The following is a 16,587-nucleotide window of genomic DNA, read 5'->3' on the forward strand; positions in this document are numbered from 1 at the left end:
GCAGCGTGCCGGGCACCGCACCGTCGAGGTACACGGAGCCGAGCCGCCGGGGTGTCCCGTGCTGTCCGGCTCCCCCACAGGGAGAGGCACCCGCCGATCATGAACGTTCGCCGCAGCGCCGCGGTCCTGGCCGCAGTCGCCGTGATCGGCGCCGCCACCCCGGCCGTCGCAGACCCGTCCCCGTCGTCGTCCCAGGCGTTCCCCTCCGCCCTGTACGGCTCGACCGACCCGAAGTACGACGGGGTGTGGCGGCAGTCGCTCGCGCTGCTCGCGCAGGACACGGTGGGTGTGAAGCCCGCGGCGAAGGCCGTGCGGTGGCTGGAGCGCCAGCAGTGCGCGGACGGCTCCTTCGCCTCGTACCGCCCCGACCCCACCGCCGCGTGCGACGCCAAGACCATGAGGGACACCAACGCCACCTCCGCCGCCGTACAGGCCCTGGCCGCGCTCGGCGGGCACGACGGCGCCACCGGCAAGGCCGTCGCCTGGCTGAAGTCCGTGCAGAACGAGGACGGCGGCTGGGGCTACTCCGCCGGCGGGGCCAGCGACACCAACTCGACGTCGGTCGTCGTCGGCGCGCTCGCCGCCGCGGGCGAGAAGCCGGGCCAGGTCGTGAAGGACGGCAAGTCCCCCTACGACGCCCTGCTGAAGCTCGCCCTGCCCTGCGGCGGGGACCAGGACGGCGCCTTCGCGTTCCAGCCCGACAAGAAGGGCAAGCTCGCCGCCAACGCCGACGCCACGGCGGCCGGTGTGCTCGGCGCGCTGGGCAAGGGCATGGTCGTCGAGCCCGGCAAGAAGTCCGACGCGACCTGCGAGAAGGCCGCGACCCCGGAGCAGGCCGCCGCCAACGGGGCCGCGTACCTCACCGCCACCCTGGCGAAGGACGACGGGCACCTGATGTCCGCCCTGGCCGGTGCCGAGCCCCAGCCCGACTACGGCAACACCGCCGACGCGGTCGTCGCGCTCGCCGCGCGGGGCGACACCGCGCAGGCGGAGAAGTCCGTGCGGTGGCTGGCGAAGAACTCCGCGGCCTGGGCCGCGCAGAGCGGCCCGGCCGCCTACGCCCAGCTGATCCTCGCCGCCCACGCGACGGGCAGGAACCCGCGTGACTTCGGCGGCGCGGACCTCGTCAAGCAGCTCAACGCGACGGGCCCGGCCCCGCAGGCCACCGGGAAGACCGAGGCCTCGGCCGCGAAGGACGACTCCGGCTCGGACTTCTTCGGGGTCTGGTGGTACGTCGGTGTCTGCCTCGTCGCCGGCATCGGCATCGGCTTCCTGTTCACCGGCCGCAAGAAGCAGCAGCACCTGTGATCCGCCGCGCCCTTCTCCTGCTCCTGGTCCCGCTCCTGCTGTGCGCGGGGGCGGGCCAGGCCCAGGCGGCCGGGTACCGGTACTGGTCGTTCTGGGAGCGTGACGCCGGGACGTGGGTGTACGCCACCCAGGGCCCGTCCCTGGCCCGCCCCTCGGACGGCGACGTCCAGGGGTTCCGCTTCGCCGTGAGCGAGGACTCCGCGGACGCGTCACAGCCGCGCGGCAGGGCCGACTTCGCGACGATCTGTGCGAAGACGCCCGCGCGGGACGGCAGCAAGCGGGTCGCCCTGGTCCTCGACTTCGGCACACGCTCCGACGCGCCGGAAGGGGAGACCCCGCCCGCCGCCCGCACGGTCTGCGCCCGGGTCTCCCCCGACGCCACGACCGCTGATGCCCTGGCGGCGGTGGCGGGGCCTCTGCGCTACGACACGAACGCCCTGTTGTGCGCGATCTCCGGCTATCCGGAGCAGGGCTGCGGCGAGCAGGTCTCGCAGCAGCGGACCCCGGGGCAGGGGAAGCCGACCGCGCAGAAGCAGAAGAAGACCTCGTCGGACGACGGCCCCTCCCTGGGCCTGATCGCGGGCATCGCCGTGGTGGCGGTCCTGGGCGGCGCGGCCATCTGGCAGGTACGCCGACGTGGGTGACCACCCGGCCCGCCCTGCGGACAATCCCGCCGCCGAGCAGGACGACGGCCCGGACAGCCGTCCCTCCCGCCCTGCGGACAGCCGGGCCGCCGAGCAGCACGACAGCCCGGACAGCCGTCCCTCCCGCCCTGCGGACAGCCGGGCCGCCGAGCAGCACGACAGCCCGGACAGCCGTCCCTCCCGGACTGCGGACAGCCGGGCCGCCGACGAGTACGACGGCGCGCGCACCCGTCCCTCCCGGCCTGCGGACAGCCCGGCCGTCGAGGCGGGGAGGGGCCGCCCCGGTCCGACCCCGCCCGGGCGTCGGCGTCGGGCCCAGCTGCACCCAGGGGCCTGGTGGCTGTGGGCGCTGGGGCTCGGGACCGCGGCCACCCGCACCACCAACCCCCTCCTCCTCGCTCTCCTCATCGCGGTCTCCGCGTACGTCGTGGCGACCCGCCGCCCCGACACCCCCTGGTCCCGTTCCTACGGCGCCTTCGTCAAACTCGCCCTCGCCGTGATCGTCGTCCGCCTCCTCTTCGCGACCGTCCTCGGCTCCCCCATCCCCGGCACGCACACCGTCCTCACCCTCCCCGAGCTCCCCCTCCCCGCCTGGGCCCAGGGCATCCGCCTCGGCGGCGAGGTGACCGCGGAGGCCCTCACCTTCGCCCTGTACGACGGTCTGAGACTGGCCGCCCTGCTCATCTGCGTCGGCGCCGCGAACGCCCTCGCCAACCCCTCGCGCCTCCTGAAGTCCCTGCCGGGCGCCCTGTACGAGCTGGGCGTCGCGGTCGTCGTCGCCCTCACCTTCGCCCCGAACCTCATCGCCGACGTCCGGCGGCTGCGCGCCGCCCGCCGCCTGCGCGGCCGTCCGGACCGGGGAGTCAGGGGCCTGCTGCAGGTGGGGCTTCCGGTCCTGGAGGGCGCGCTGGAGCGCTCCGTCTCCCTGGCCGCCGCGATGGACGCCCGCGGCTACGGCCGTACCGCCCAGGTCCCGCCCGCCGTACGCCGTACCACCTCCGCCCTCACCCTCGGCGGCCTGCTGGGCGTCTGCGCGGGAACGTACGGCCTGCTCACGGCCGAGGGCGCCGCGTACGGCCTGCCCGTGCTCCTCGCGGGTCTCACCGCCGCCCTCGCGGGCCTCAAGCTCGGTGGCCGCAGGTCCCTGCGCACCCGTTACCGCCCGGACCGCTGGGACGTGCGCGCCTGGCTGGTCACCGCCTCCGGCGTCGCGGTCGCGGCCCTGCTGGCCCTCGCCGGGGCCCGCGACCCCGCCGCCCTGCACCCGGGCGTGGTCCCCCTGGTCGCCCCCGCCCTCCCCCTCTGGCCGGCCGCGGCCGTACTCCTCGGCCTGCTGCCCGCGTTCGTCGCCCCCGACCCCCAGGAGCCGTCGTGATCCGCTTCGAGGATGTCTCCGTGACCTACGACGGGTGCGGCGAACCCACCGTCCAGGGCATCGACTTCGAGGTGCCGGAAGGCGAACTCGTCCTGCTGGCGGGCCCGTCCGGCGTGGGCAAGTCCACGGTCCTGGGCGCGGTCGGCGGACTGGTCCCGCACTTCACCGGCGGCACCCTGCGCGGCCGGGTCACGGTCGCCGGCCGCGACACCCGCACCCACAAGCCGCGTGAACTGGCCGACGTGGTGGGCACGGTCGGGCAGGATCCGCTCTCCCATTTCGTCACCGACACCGTCGAGGACGAACTCGCCTACGGCATGGAGTCGCTGGGCCTCGCCCCGGACGTGATGCGCCGCCGGGTCGAGGAGACGCTCGACCTGCTCGGGCTCGCCGGGCTGCGGGACCGCCCGATCGCCACGCTCTCCGGCGGCCAGCAGCAGCGCGTCGCCATCGGCTCGGTCCTCACCCCGCACCCGAGCGTCCTCGTCCTGGACGAGCCGACCTCCGCGCTCGACCCGGCAGCGGCGGAGGAGGTCCTGGCCGTCCTCCAGCGGCTCGTCCACGACCTGGGCACGACGGTCCTCATGGCCGAACACCGCCTGGAACGCGTCATCCAGTACGCCGACCAGGTCGTCCTCCTGCCCACCCCGGGCGCCGCCCCGGTCGTGGGCACCCCGGCCGAGGTGATGGCCGTGTCGCCGGTGTACCCGCCGGTGGTGGCCCTGGGGCGCCTGGCGGGCTGGGCCCCGTTGCCCCTGACGGTCCGGGACGCCCGCCGCACGGCAGAACACCTGAAGCGACGGCTGGAGAACGCCGCCCCGGAGGGGCGCGGGGAACCGCGCGATCAACCGCGACCACCCCGCACCCGCCGGCACGAGTCACCGCCCACTCCCATAGGCGACGTCCGAGCCCTCTCGGTCACCCGCGCCCGCGTACAAGCCCTCAACCACATCGACCTCACGATCACCCCCGGCGAGACCATCGCCCTCATGGGCCGCAACGGCGCCGGAAAGTCCACCCTCCTCAACGCCCTGGTCGGCCTCGTCGAGCCCAGCTCGGGAACCGTCCGCGTCGGCGGGGCCACCCCGCACCGCACCGCCCCGAAGGACCTCGTCCGCAGGGTCGGCCTGGTCCCGCAGGAACCTCGCGACCTGCTCTACGCCGACACCGTCGCCGCCGAGTGCGCGGCGGCCGACCGGGACGCGGGCGCGGCCCCCGGCACCTGCCGGGCCCTGGTCTCCGAGCTGTTGCCCGACGTCACCGACGCCGCCCACCCGCGCGACCTCTCCGAGGGACAGCGGCTCGTGCTCGCCCTGGCCGTGGTGCTGACGGCCCGGCCCCCGCTGCTCCTGCTGGACGAGCCGACCCGGGGCCTGGACTACGCGGCGAAGGCCCGGCTGGTGACAGTGCTGCGCGCACTGGCCGCCGACGGGCACGCCATCGTCCTGGCCACGCACGACGTGGAGCTCGCGGCCGAGCTCGCGCACCGGGTGGTGCTGCTGGCGGAGGGCGAGGTGATCGCGGACGGCCCGACGGCCGACGTCGTGGTGTCCTCGCCGTCGTTCGCCCCGCAGGTCACCAAGATCCTGGCGCCGCAGCACTGGCTCACGGTCACCGAGGTCCGCGCGGCCCTGCACCCCGAGGCCGGCTGATGGGCACCCCGGCGACCCGCGACCGGCAGGCCCGGGCCGTGCGTCTCGGCCCTCGCTCCGTGATCGCCCTCGCCCTGGTCAGCGCGGTGGGCGTCGCCGGTTTCACCTGGCCCTTCCTGACTCCGCCGTCCTCGCGGATCGGCGCGCACGCGCAGGACGCGCCCTGGCTCTTCGCGGGCCTGCTGGTGCTGCTCGTGGCGGTGGCGGGCGCGGCCGTGGCGGAGGCCGGTCTGGGCCCGAAGGCAGTGGCGATGCTCGGTGTGCTGGCCGCCACGGGAGCGGCCCTGCGGCCGATCGGGGCCGGTACCGCCGGTATCGAGCCGATGTTCTTCCTGATGGTGCTGAGCGGGCGGGTGCTCGGCCCGGGCTTCGGGTTCGTCCTCGGCTCGGTGACGATGTTCGCGTCGGCGCTGCTCACGGGTGGGGTCGGGCCGTGGCTGCCGTTCCAGATGCTGGCGATGGGCTGGTTCGCGACGGGGGCGGGCCTGCTGCCCGGCCCGGACCGCCTGCGCGGGAGGGCGGAACTGGCGATGCTCGCGGCGTACGGCTTCCTCGCCGCGTTCGCCTACGGCACGGTGATGAACATGGCGGGCTGGCCCTTCATGGGCGCTCTCGCCTCGAACGTGGCCTTCGACCCGCAGGCACCGGCCGCCGAGAACCTGGCCCGTTTCGTCGCGTACTGCGTCGCCACCTCGCTCGGCTGGGACCTGGGCCGGGCCCTCGTCACGGTCGTGCTGACCCTGGTCGTGGGGCCCGCGGTCCTCAGGGCGCTGCGCCGGGCCACGCGCCGGGCGGCCTTCGAGGCGCCGGTCACGTTCGAGGCGCCCCGGCAGTGAAGCGCCCCACATGACCCGGGTCACCTACGAAGCGAGGTCGTGGCGACCCGACCAGGTCACCGCCGGAACCCTCGCCCCGGATACGGCCACCGCTAGCAAGAGAGGGCTTTGCGGGCGGCCTCGGTAGCTGTTCCTCTGGAGCCGAGGCGGCGGCCTCCGATCCCCTGGGCCGCCGCCTTTCCCCTGGGGCGATCTCGAAGGGCGCCTCCCCCCGTGACCGGCATCGGGATCCGCGTCCGGGCGTTCCTTCTCGCGGCTCGATTCCCTGGGCCCGGACCTCCCCGTCGTGACGCTGTTCGGCGGCGGAGGACGAGTCCGGTGGCTACAGACGCCAGGTCGCCGAGGCGCTCGGCGTGGCGATCCACATGCTTCAGACTGGTGATCGCCTACACGGCGCGCTGAGCCCTTCCACCGTCCGCTGCCCCAGGAGCCCCCCATGACCGTCGAAGCGGCCCGCCGCGCCTGGCTGACCGATCTGCCCGTCCTGCTGGTGGCGGTGGTGTGGGGCTCCAGTTACCTCGCCGCCAAGGAGGTCACCACGGCGCAGACCGTAGTCGCCGTGCTGGTCCTGCGGTTCGGTGTGGTGCTGCCGGTCCTGGTCGGCACCGGGTGGCGCAAGCTCAGGGCGCTGGACGGGGCGCAGCTGCGGGGGGCCGGTGTCCTCGGGCTGATCCTGTCCGGGATCTTCCTGTTGGAGACGTACGGCGTCGTGCACACCTCGGCGACCAACGCCGGGCTCATCATCAGCCTCACCATGGTCTTCACGCCGCTCGCGGAGAGCCGGCTCACGGGCAGGCGGCCCTCCGGGGCGTTCCTGGCGGCGGCGGGTCTTTCGGTGCTGGGTGTTCTGCTCCTCACGCAGGGCGCCGGGTTCACGGCGCCGTCCCTCGGTGATCTGCTGATGCTGGGCGCGGCCGTGGCCCGTACCGTGCACGTGCTGGCGATGTCGCGCATGCGGTCGGTGCAGGGCGCGGACTCGATGTCGATGTCCACGGTGCAACTGGGCGGTGCGGTCGCGGTGTTCGCGGTGCTGTCCACGCTGCCCGGCACGGGCGGCACCACGTGGGCGGCCGCTGCGGATCTGGACGCCGGGGACTGGTTGTGGCTGCTCTATCTGTCGGTGTTCTGCACCCTGTTCGCGTTCTTCGTGCAGATGTGGGCCGTACGCCGTACCTCGCCCTCCCGGGTCAGCCTGTTGCTGGGCACCGAGCCGGTGTGGGCCGCCGTCGTGGGGGTCACCCTCGCGGGGGACCGGCCGGGCTGGGTGGGGCTGCTGGGCGCGCTCCTCGTGCTCGCGGGCACGGCGTGGGGCCGCAGCGCGGCCGCCCCGCGGCAGACGTCAATCGTCGAGCCGGCCGAGCCGGACCGCGCAGACACCGGCCTGGAACCGGCTGGCCGTTCCCAGCCGTTCGGTCAGTTCGGCGACGAGGCGGCGGACCGTGCGCTCGGAAGACCCCGAGCTTGCGGGCCATCGCCTCGTCGGTGAGTCCGCCCCGAGCATCCGCACCGGCTCACGGTGGCGGCCGGGTCCTTCCTCAGCCGGTGCTCACCGGCAGCTCCTTCACCCCGTTGATCCACGCCGACCGCAGGCGCCGCGGATCCCCGACGAGCCGCAGTCCGGGCATGGCGTCGGCGATCGCGTCGAAGATGAGGTTGATCTCCAGCACGGCGAGGGACTTGCCCAGGCAGTAGTGGGGTCCGCCGCCGCCGAAGCCGAGGTGCGGGTTGGGGTCGCGGGTGACGTCGAAGGTGTCCGGGTCGTCGAAGACCTCGGGGTCGTGGTTGGCGGAGGCGTAGAACAGCCCCAGTCGGTCGCCCTCGCGGATGCGCTTGCCGCCGAGTTCGGTGTCCTGGGTGGCGGTGCGCTGGAAGGCAGCGACGGGGGTCGCCCAGCGCACGATCTCCTCCGCCGCCGTGTCCGGGCGGTCGCTCTTGTACAGCTTCCACTGGTCCGGGTGGGTGAGGAAGGCGTGCATGCCGTGGGTGATGGCGTTGCGGGTGGTCTCGTTGCCGGCGACGGCCAGCATCAGGACGAAGAAGCCGAACTCGTCGGAGCTGAGGTTGCCCTCGTCCTCCGCCGCGACGAGCTGCGTGACGATGTCGTGGGCCGGGCACTGCTTGCGGTCGACGGCCATGTTCATCGCGTAGGCGATGATCTCCGTGGCCGACTCGGCGCCGATCTCCTCGGTGATGGCGTACTCGGGATCGTCGTAGGCGATCATCTTGTTCGACCAGTCGAAGATCTTGTCCCGGTCCTCCTGGGGGACGCCCATCAGCTCGGCGATCGCCTGGAGGGGCAGTTCGCAGGCGACCTGGGTGACGAAGTCGAACGGCCCGGTGTGCGCGCGGGCGCCTTCGACGATGGAGTGGGCCCGCGCCCGCAGCCTGCCCTCCAGCGCCCGGATCGCCCGGGGTGTGAAGCCGCGCTGCACGATCTGCCGGACCCGGGTGTGTTCCGGCGGGTCCATGTTCAGCAGGATCAGCCGCTGTGCGTCGATGGCGTCGCGTTCGATGTGCTCGTTGAAGCGGATGATCGCCGTGTTGAGAGACGACGAGAACAACTCCGGGTGGGTGGAGACGTACTTGACGTCGGAGTGCCGGGTGACCGCCCAGTAGCCCTCGTCCTGGAAGCCGGCGAGACCTGCGGGCTGCGGCACCCAGCAGACGGGTTCGGCGCGGCGCAGCTCGGCGAACTCCGGCAGGGGCACCCGGTGGTGCAGCAGGTCGGGGTCGGTGAAGTCGAACCCGTCGGGCAGCGCGGGACAGGGCATGGGCGGCTCCCACCACTCGTACCGACTCATCGGCCTGACGGCCCATCAGCTGTGCGGAGTTGCGGCGACGGTAGTAACGGGTTCTACAAGTAGCAAGAGGCACGAGCCCGCCAATTGCCCGCACGACTATTGCGGTCACCGAGCGGCCCTCAGCACACTGCATGCAGAACTAGAACGCGTACTAGTTCTGCTGAGCCTCCCGGAGAGGACCCGCACCCATGGCTGCCGAACCCGTGATCGTCGAAGCCGTACGCACCCCCATCGGCAAGCGCGGCGGCGCGCTCGCCAACCTCCACCCCGGCTATCTCCTGGGCGAGACCTACCGCGAGCTCCTGGGCCGCACCGGCATCCCCGCGGACTGCGTCGAACAGATCGTCGGCGGTACGGTCACCCACGCCGGCGAGCAGTCCATGAACCCCGCGCGCACGGCCTGGCTGACCATGGGGCTCCCGTACGAGACGGCCGCGACGACCGTGGACGCGCAGTGCGGGTCCTCCCAGCAGGCCTCGCACATGGTGGCCAACATGGTCGCGGCCGGCGTGATCGACGTCGGCATCTCCTGCGGGGTGGAGTCGATGTCCCGGGTGCCGCTGGGGTCGGGCTCGAAGCACGGGCCGGGCAAGCCGTTCCCCGACGAGTGGAACGTGGACCTGCCGAACCAGTTCGAGGCGGCCGAGCGGATCGCCCGGCACCGGGGGCTGACCCGCGACGACGTCGACGCGCTGGGCCTCGCCTCGCAGCAGCGGGCCGCGCACGCCTGGGCGGAGGAGCGCTTCAAACGGGAGACGTTCGCGGTCCAGGTCCCCACGACCGAGGAGGAGCAGCACGCCGGGCAGGGCATGTGGCGCCTGGTCGACAAGGACGAGGGCCTGCGCGACACGACGGCGGAGGCGCTGGCCGCGTTGAAGCCGATCATGCCGACGGCGGTGCACACCGCCGGGAACTCGTCCCAGATCTCGGACGGGGCGGCGGCGATCATGTGGGCGTCGAAGCGGATGACGCGGGCGCTGAAGCTGCGGCCCCGGGCCCGGATCGTGGCCCAGGCGCTGGTCGGGTCCGACCCGCACTTCCACCTCGACGGCCCGATCGACGCGACCAACGCGGTGCTGGGCAAGGCCGGGATGTCGTTGAAGGACATCGACCTCGTGGAGATCAACGAGGCGTTCGCGTCCGTGGTGCTGAGCTGGGCGCGGGTCTTCGACCAGGACCTGTCGAAGGTCAACGTCAACGGCGGCGCGATCGCGCTCGGGCACCCGGTGGGAGCGACCGGGGCCCGGCTCATCACGACGGCCCTCCACGAACTGGAGCGCACGGAGAAGGAGTTCGCGCTGATCACCATGTGCGCGGGCGGCGGCTTGGCCACCGGCACGATCATTCAGCGGTTGTAGACGTCCAGTTGACGAAGGTGGAGAACGCGGCGGGATCGAGGGTGAGGACCGGTCCCGCCGGGGTTTTGGAGTCGCGTATGGCGACGGTTGCCTCCGGCGTTTCGGCGACTTCGAGGCACTGGCCGCCTTGGTCACTGCTGTAGGACGACTTACGCCACTGCATCTCCATAGCGTTCCTCCATCGCGCGCCGGACGAGTCTTGCCGAGTCCTTGAGGGAGAGCGCGGCAGCTCGGAGATGATCGTAACGGAGCGAACAGTTCTTCACGGTGTCCGGATTGGCCGTCGTGAGCCCGCTGCCGTAGCTCTCCGTGTAGACGATGGTGGGGTCGCTCGCAAAGTGGTAGAGGTCAAATGAGCCTGTCAGCCCCGCGTGCGCGCCCACGGAGAGCGGCAGCACCTGGATGTTGATCCGAGGGTTGCCCTGGAACGACAACAGGTGGGCGAGTTGCTCGCGCATCACCTCCGGGCCGCCGATCTCCAGATGCAGAGCGGCCTCACTGAGGACAGCCCAGAAGACAGGCGGCTCGGTCCGCTCGAACACCCGCTGGCGGGCCAGGCGCACCGCCGTGCGGTCGTCGAGGTCCGTCCGGTCCAGCGCGCCGAGCACGGCCCGTGCGTATCCCGGCGTCTGGAGGAGTCCGAGGATCATGTGGGTCTGGAAGGAGCAGACCTCCGTGGCCCGCATCTCCAGCTCCGCCACCTGCTGGAACCAGGCCGGGAGCCGGCTCCGCAGCACCAGCTCGACGAGCCGGGAGAACATGCCGTCCGTCCCCAGCGCGGCGTCGGCCCGCTCACTGAACTCCGGGGTCGGCACCTTGCGGGCGGTCTCGATCTGGCCCACCAGGGAGCCGGTGTAGTTGAGGATGTCCCCCAACTGCCGCTGGGTCAGCCCGGCAGCCTCCCTGTGCCGCCGCAGCTCGAAACCGTAGTAGTCGAGCGGCGACGCACCCGGGTCGAGGGAGTTGATGTGGGTCACGGCAGAAAGCCCCTCTCACGCAACGCGGTCCACAACGGCACCGGTTGTATCCGTTCCGTAGCCGAGGGTAGTCACCGCACGTCAGCCTCGTCTCGTGAACGAATACATTCCGGCCCAGTACGCGATGCGCCTCACCGTCGGCGCGCACGCCCCCCGGCACGTCCGCCGTATCGTCCGCTCCTTCCTGCAGGAGTGGCGCATGCCCGAGCTGTCGGACGCCGTGGAGCTGGGAGTGACGGAGCTGCTCGCCAACGTCGTACGCCATGTCCCGGACCGCCGCTGTGCCCTGCTGTTGCTGCGGCAGCGCACCGGCGTCCGCGTGGAGGTCACGGACGGCAGCGATGAACTGCCGCGCCTGCCCGACACGGTGGACACGCAGGCCGAGAACGGCCGGGGCCTGCTCCTGCTGGACGCGACGGCCGACAAGTGGGGCGTGTCGACTTGGTCGGAGGGAGGGAAGACCGTGTGGTTCGAGTGTGTCGCCGAGTCGGTCCTGAGGTAGGGCCCGACTGCCGTACTGTGCCGCTCTGAGGAGGGGGACATGACCCAGGGCGAAGCGGTGGTGATCGGCGTCAGCACGTTCCGGTCGCCCGTGCCGGACGGCGAGGAGATGCCCCTGGGGTCACCGACCTGGGAACCCCTGGTCTTCGTACCGGAGGTGCTCGCCCGGGTCCGCCGGGCCGTGGGGCGGCTCGGTTACCGGGTGACCGACCGGCTGAACCCCGTGCGCAGCGAGTTGCGGGACCTGCTGTGCGGATCCGGGGACCGCGGCGCGCAGCAGGCGCATCGCATCGTCCATGTGGTCTCCCACGGAAGCGCTGACGGGCGACGTGCACGGCTGGACATGGTGCCGGCCGACGGGCGGCTGGGCCGGGACACGGACGTCACCGGGTGGATCTCGGACAGTCACGCCGAGCGCCGGCCGACACTGTTCCTGATCGATCTCTGCGGATCCGGCGTCGCCGCCCGTCTGCCGTCCTACGTCCACGAGGCGGGCGAGGAGGGCTTCGCCTGGGTCATCGCCGCGTCCGACGGCGAGGAGGAGGCGTACGACGGACGCTTCAGCACCGCGGTCGCCGAGGTCCTGGAAGAGCTGTCGCGCACCGGTCTGGGCACGGACGAGTCGCAGGAGTTCGTGGCCTTCTCCCTGGTCGCCCGCCACATCGGCGTGCGACTGGAGGCCGCCGACGGCCGGGTCCAGACGGTACGGGCGACGCTGATGGATCCCAGTGCCCCTGAGCCCGTCCTGCCGTTCTTCCCCAACCCCGCGTACGCGGCGTTCGCCGAGGATCCCCGTCGCGCGCGACGGTCCGCCCTCGATCCTCCGGTCCGTGACTTCCTCGAAGAGCTCGACCCGGTGGACGTACGGCACTTCACCGACCGTCCGGGACGGCACTTCACCGGGCGCCGCACGCAACTGCGGGTGCTGGCTCCTTGGCTGGACGATCCGGCCGGATCACGTGTGTGCGTGGTGGTGGGCAGTCCCGGGACGGGAAAGTCGGCTCTGCTGGGCGCCCTGATGTGCGCCGCGCACCCCCAACTGAGCGAGCAGGCGCGGCACATCCGCGACCGCCTCCCCGGCGTGTGCCGGCCCGCGGTGCACGAGGCGATCGCCGCCGTCCAGGCCAGGCAGCGCCGTCTGGAGACGCTTCTGGACGTCCTCGCCCGGCAGTTGCGGCTGGCGCCCCCCGCCCGTGGCTGGACTGCGGAGGAGTTCCTCTTCGCCGTACGGACGCTGCACGACCCTCCCGTCATCGTGCTCGACGCGCTGGACGAGGCCGTCGACCCCGCGGACGTCACCGACCGACTGCTCCTGCCCCTCGCCTCCGAGCGCCGTTACGACGGCGGTGCCGTCTGCCGGTTGCTCGTCGGGATGCGGCCCTGGGGGCAGTTCGACGGGCTCAAGGCGCTGGCCGCACGGGAGGGTCTCCTGATCGACCTCGACCGGACCGACCCGGCGGAACTCGAGGACGACCTGGCCGCCTACCTCGACGACGCCCTCACCGGTGTGGACGGATACCGCAGTGGGCGGGCACGCGGCGTGCGCGAGCGATTGGCCGGATCCACCGCCGCGACCCTGGTCCGCACACCGCAAGGCGGTGAGCGGTGGGGCGAGTTCCTGGTCGCCTCCGTCTTCACTAGCTACCTCGCCTCGACGACCGCCGCCACCGACGTCGAGGAGGCGTCCCGCCTGGGTGCCGCGGCACCGGTGACACTGCCCGACGTCTTCGAACTGGACCTGACCTCGCGCGCCGCGCCCGAGGCCACCCGAGCGCTCCTGGCCGCCATCGCCCACGGCAAGGGCGGGGGCATCCCCGCCGAACTGGCCTTTCCGATGGCGCGTGCCTTCTGCCCTGACGGCCAGGCGTCCGCTCCGGGGGATGCCGACTTCTCCCGCGTGCTGGACGAGTCCCTGTTCTACCTGCGCACCCACACCGACACCGACGGCACCACTCTGTACCGCCTGTTCCACCAGGGACTCACCGACCACCTCCGCGCCCACCCCTACCGCCGTCCCGCGTGTGGCGCCGGTAGTGTGCGTCACCCTCATCTCCCCGCCGCGGGCCGCGTCCTCTCGGTGCTGCTGACGCCCCGCGCGGGAGCGGCGCACCTCGTATGGGCCCATGCCGCTCCCTATCTCCTGCGTCACGCGATCGAGCACGCGAGAGACGCGGGACGGGCCGACGCCCTGATCGGCGAGCCGGATTTCCTCGTGCACGCCGATCCCCGGTCGCTCGCGCCCGCCCTGCTGGCCGCTCGGACGGACGAGTCGTTGCTGGCGGCGGCCGTATACAGCGCGTCCTACCACCACCATCGCACCGTCCACTGGGTGGATCGGTGCCGCCTGCTCGCCCTGGACGCCGCTCGATACGGCGACACCCAGCTGCAGAGGAGTTTCAGCCGGTCCCTGCCGGTGTCCGCCTGGCAACCGCGCTGGGCGGCGGGCAGCGCGCCCGACCCCGCACGTGTCGACACTCTGCCCGTCCACTCGAACTGGGTGACCGACGTGGCGTGCACGACCATCGACGGACGGCCCGTCGCGGTCACCACGGGCCTTGACAAGTTGGAGCTGTGGGATCTGACCGAGCGGCGACCGGTGTGTGAGCCTCTCGAAGGCCACACGGCAGGGGTGACGGCCGTGGCGTGCACGACCGTCGAGGGGCAGCCCGTCGCGGTCACCGCGGCCCGTGACCACACCGTGCGTGTCTGGGACCTGAGGACGGGTCAGGCCGTCGGCGCACCGTTGACCGGCCACGACGAAGCTGTGCTGGCGGTGGCGTGCACCACGTACGACGGCCGGCCCGCCGCCGTCTCGTGCTCGGAGAGCACGATGCGGGTCTGGGACCTGACGACCGGTCGGTGCGTCGCCGCGGTGCGCGGTCGGCCATCCCAGCAGATGACGACGGTGGCGTGCACGAATCATCCACGGCGGCCTCCGTTCATGGTGACGTGCGAGAACGACAGCACAGCGCACGTCTGGTTCCGGGGCCGGTTCTATCTGGGCGGGCTGACGGGCTGGTCCGGTGGCGTGACCGCGATCGCCTGCGCCTTCCTCGACGACGATCCGGTCGCCGTGGTCGGCGGCGACGACGGGACCGTGCGGGTCTGGGACCTGCAAGGCCGCTACCCCCTCGCGGAGCTGGCTGGGGAAGGCTCGCGGGTGTCCCGCGTGGTGTGCTCCACCATGGGAGACCGGCCGGTCGCGGTGGTCGCCGACGACGGCGGATCCGTGCGCCTGTGGAACCTGGTCACCCGTCAGCTGGAGGGGCGGCTCACCGGTGTGTCCTGCCTCTCCGTCGCGAGCACCCTGATCGACGATCTGCCCATCGTGGTCACGGGCGACAGGGACGGGGTCGTGCAGCTCTGGAACCCGGCCCCCCGCAAGGCCGTCGGCGACCCGAGGAACGGGCACACGCGCGGAGTGACGGCCGTCGAGGTCACGGAGGTCGGGGGACGTCCCGTCGCTGTGACCGGGAGCAACGACCGTACGGTCCGTGTCTGGGATCTGGCCACGGGAGAGCCGGTGGGCGAACCCCTGCGCGCCCACACGGACTGGGTGGACGGGGTGACGTGCACGACCGTCGGTGGCCGCCCGGCCGCCCTGTCCGCGGGCTTCGACGGGACGGTGCGGATCTGGGACCTCGCGGCCGGGAAGCCGGTCGGGGAACCGCTGACCGGGCACTCCGGCGGCGTCAAGGCGGTCACCACGGCGGATGCGGGGGGCCGTCCCGTGGTGGTGACGGGTGGCGACGACCGGACGGTACGCGTCTGGGACCTCGCGACCGGAAGACCGGTCGGTGCACCCCTGACCGGGCACACCGCCGGTGTGCGGTCGCTCGCGTGCGGAGAGGTGGCAGGACGCTCCGTCGCGGTCAGCGGCGGCTACGACGGAACAGTGCGTGTCTGGGACCTTGCGACGGGACGGCCGACAGCGGCGCCCCTGACCGGTCACACGGGAGGTGTGCGGTCGGTCGCGTGCGCGGTCGTCGAGGGGTGGCCCGTCGTGGTCAGCGGCAGCTACGACGGGACCGTGCGCATCTGGGACCTTCTGACCGGACGGCCCTCCGGCGTGTCCCTGGCCGGCCACAAGGGAAGCGTGCAGTCGGTCGCGTGCGCGGTCGTCGAGGGCCGGCCCGTCGTGGTCAGCGGCAGCTACGACGGGACCGTGCGGATCTGGGATGTCCGCACCAGGCAGTGCGAGGTCCTCACCATGCCGCACCCCGTCTCGGCGGTGGCGCTGGGGCCGGACGGCGCTCTGGTGATCGGCACAGGCAGCGGGGTCGTGGTGATGGAACGGAAGACCGGGAGGATCTGATGCGCGTCCTCGGCGTCCACGGAATCGGCAATCACCGCCCGGGACAGTCACCGCAAGCGGCGAGCGCCGCGCTCGCGGAGATCTGGGCCGCGGCCCTGGGCGACGGTCACGAGGTGGCCGCGGCCTACTACGCGGACCTGCTGCACCACCACGGCCACCGGGGCCGGCAGGGGGGCGACGACAACCTGGACTCCCTCGACGACTTCGAACGCGAACTCGTCGCCGCCTGGCTGGAGGAGTGCGGTCTACCCGACGCCACCGCCGCGGGACGTGCCACCGCCCCCTTGCGTCAAGCGCTCGCCTGGCTGGCCAGAACACACGGACTGGGCCGCCGGGCCACCGAATGGTTCGTCGCGCGGTTCTTCCGGGAGGTGGCCACGTATCTGCGTACCCCGGCCCGTCAGGAGGCGCGCGCACGGGTCGCCGATCTCCTGGTCGCCCATCGGCCGCGCGTCCTGCTGGCCCATTCACTGGGATCGGTCGTCGCCTACGAAACGCTCTGGGAGAACCCGGCCCTGCGCGTCGAGTTGCTGGTCACGCTCGGCTCTCCCCTCGCTCTGCCGCACGCGGTGTTCCCCCGGCTCCAGCCGGCCCCGGTCGACGACCGCGGCGAACGCCCACCCGGCGTCGGCCGGTGGGTGAACCTGGCCGACCCGGGGGACCTGGTGGCACTCCCGCCCGAGGGCGTCGAGCGCTGCTTCGAGGGAGTCGACAGGGACCGGCCCAGGACCCGGCCGATCCACGCCTTCGACTTCCACACAGTGGTCAACTACCTTGCCGCTCCCCAACTACGCGCCCTGCTCGCCCCGTATGCCTAGCA

At 72.6% G+C, this 16,587-nt stretch carries 13 protein-coding genes; 10 read left to right on the forward strand and 3 right to left on the reverse strand.

Annotated features, from left to right (window positions below; genetic code table 11):
- Positions 1 to 99 precede the first annotated feature (99 nt).
- From ACFV20_RS22405 to ACFV20_RS22430, 6 genes are all read left to right on the forward strand, one after another.
- Positions 100 to 1,308, forward strand: coding sequence for a prenyltransferase/squalene oxidase repeat-containing protein (locus ACFV20_RS22405; protein ID WP_385659015.1), 1,209 nt, complete (start codon positions 100 to 102; stop codon positions 1,306 to 1,308).
- On the forward strand, positions 1,305 to 1,952 hold the full coding sequence (locus ACFV20_RS22410) for an SCO2322 family protein (protein ID WP_385659017.1): 648 nt from the start codon (positions 1,305 to 1,307) through the stop codon (positions 1,950 to 1,952). The genes ACFV20_RS22405 and ACFV20_RS22410 overlap by 4 nt, the downstream gene beginning before the upstream one ends.
- A gap of 319 nt (positions 1,953 to 2,271) precedes the next feature.
- Positions 2,272 to 3,327, forward strand: a complete 1,056-nt coding sequence (locus tag ACFV20_RS22415; RefSeq protein WP_385659106.1) for an energy-coupling factor transporter transmembrane component T — start codon at positions 2,272 to 2,274, stop codon at positions 3,325 to 3,327.
- On the forward strand, positions 3,324 to 4,979 hold the full coding sequence (locus ACFV20_RS22420; RefSeq protein WP_385659019.1) for an ABC transporter ATP-binding protein: 1,656 nt from the start codon (positions 3,324 to 3,326) through the stop codon (positions 4,977 to 4,979). Before ACFV20_RS22415 ends, ACFV20_RS22420 begins: the two co-directional genes overlap by 4 nt.
- Positions 4,979 to 5,815, forward strand: coding sequence for an ECF transporter S component (locus ACFV20_RS22425; protein WP_385659021.1), 837 nt, complete (start codon positions 4,979 to 4,981; stop codon positions 5,813 to 5,815). Before ACFV20_RS22420 ends, ACFV20_RS22425 begins: the two co-directional genes overlap by 1 nt.
- A 436-nt stretch (positions 5,816 to 6,251) precedes the next feature.
- Positions 6,252 to 7,301, forward strand: coding sequence for a DMT family transporter (locus tag ACFV20_RS22430; RefSeq protein ID WP_385659023.1), 1,050 nt, complete (start codon positions 6,252 to 6,254; stop codon positions 7,299 to 7,301).
- A 49-nt stretch (positions 7,302 to 7,350) separates the two neighbouring features.
- Here ACFV20_RS22430 and ACFV20_RS22435 read toward each other — a convergent pair whose 3' ends face one another.
- Complete coding sequence (locus ACFV20_RS22435; protein WP_385659025.1) at positions 7,351 to 8,586, reverse strand: cytochrome P450; 1,236 nt, start codon at positions 8,584 to 8,586, stop codon at positions 7,351 to 7,353.
- A gap of 218 nt (positions 8,587 to 8,804) precedes the next feature.
- Between ACFV20_RS22435 and ACFV20_RS22440 the strand changes: the two genes are divergently transcribed.
- Positions 8,805 to 9,974 (forward strand): steroid 3-ketoacyl-CoA thiolase, encoded by a 1,170-nt coding sequence (locus tag ACFV20_RS22440; protein WP_385659027.1) that lies wholly within the window; start codon positions 8,805 to 8,807, stop codon positions 9,972 to 9,974.
- Here ACFV20_RS22440 and ACFV20_RS22445 read toward each other — a convergent pair.
- Positions 9,958 to 10,137 (reverse strand): DUF397 domain-containing protein, encoded by a 180-nt coding sequence (locus ACFV20_RS22445; protein WP_385659029.1) that lies wholly within the window; start codon positions 10,135 to 10,137, stop codon positions 9,958 to 9,960. The genes ACFV20_RS22440 and ACFV20_RS22445 overlap by 17 nt on opposite strands.
- The gene (locus tag ACFV20_RS22450) at positions 10,124 to 10,951 is read right to left on the reverse strand and encodes a helix-turn-helix domain-containing protein (protein ID WP_385659030.1); all 828 of its coding nucleotides are present in this window, start codon (positions 10,949 to 10,951) and stop codon (positions 10,124 to 10,126) included. The genes ACFV20_RS22445 and ACFV20_RS22450 overlap by 14 nt, the downstream gene beginning before the upstream one ends.
- Positions 10,952 to 11,045: 94 nt before the next feature.
- Here ACFV20_RS22450 and ACFV20_RS22455 point away from each other — a divergent pair, with 94 nt between their 5' ends.
- From ACFV20_RS22455 to ACFV20_RS22465, 3 genes are read left to right on the forward strand one after another with little or no spacing between them, the layout of a single operon-like run.
- Positions 11,046 to 11,453: an ATP-binding protein gene (locus ACFV20_RS22455; RefSeq protein WP_385659031.1), complete on the forward strand. Its 408-nt coding sequence runs from the start codon at positions 11,046 to 11,048 to the stop codon at positions 11,451 to 11,453.
- Positions 11,454 to 11,492: 39 nt separating this feature from the next.
- The gene (locus ACFV20_RS22460) at positions 11,493 to 15,767 is read left to right on the forward strand and encodes an AAA family ATPase (RefSeq protein WP_385659032.1); all 4,275 of its coding nucleotides are present in this window, start codon (positions 11,493 to 11,495) and stop codon (positions 15,765 to 15,767) included.
- Positions 15,767 to 16,585 carry a hypothetical protein gene (locus tag ACFV20_RS22465; RefSeq protein WP_385659033.1) on the forward strand — a complete coding sequence of 273 codons (819 nt, stop codon included), beginning with the start codon at positions 15,767 to 15,769 and terminating at the stop codon, positions 16,583 to 16,585. Before ACFV20_RS22460 ends, ACFV20_RS22465 begins: the two co-directional genes overlap by 1 nt.
- The last annotated feature ends 2 nt before the right edge of the window (positions 16,586 to 16,587 follow it).

Origin of the sequence: Streptomyces sp. NPDC059696 (assembly GCF_042733745.1) — a bacterium.
Taxonomy (GTDB): domain Bacteria; phylum Actinomycetota; class Actinomycetes; order Streptomycetales; family Streptomycetaceae; genus Streptomyces.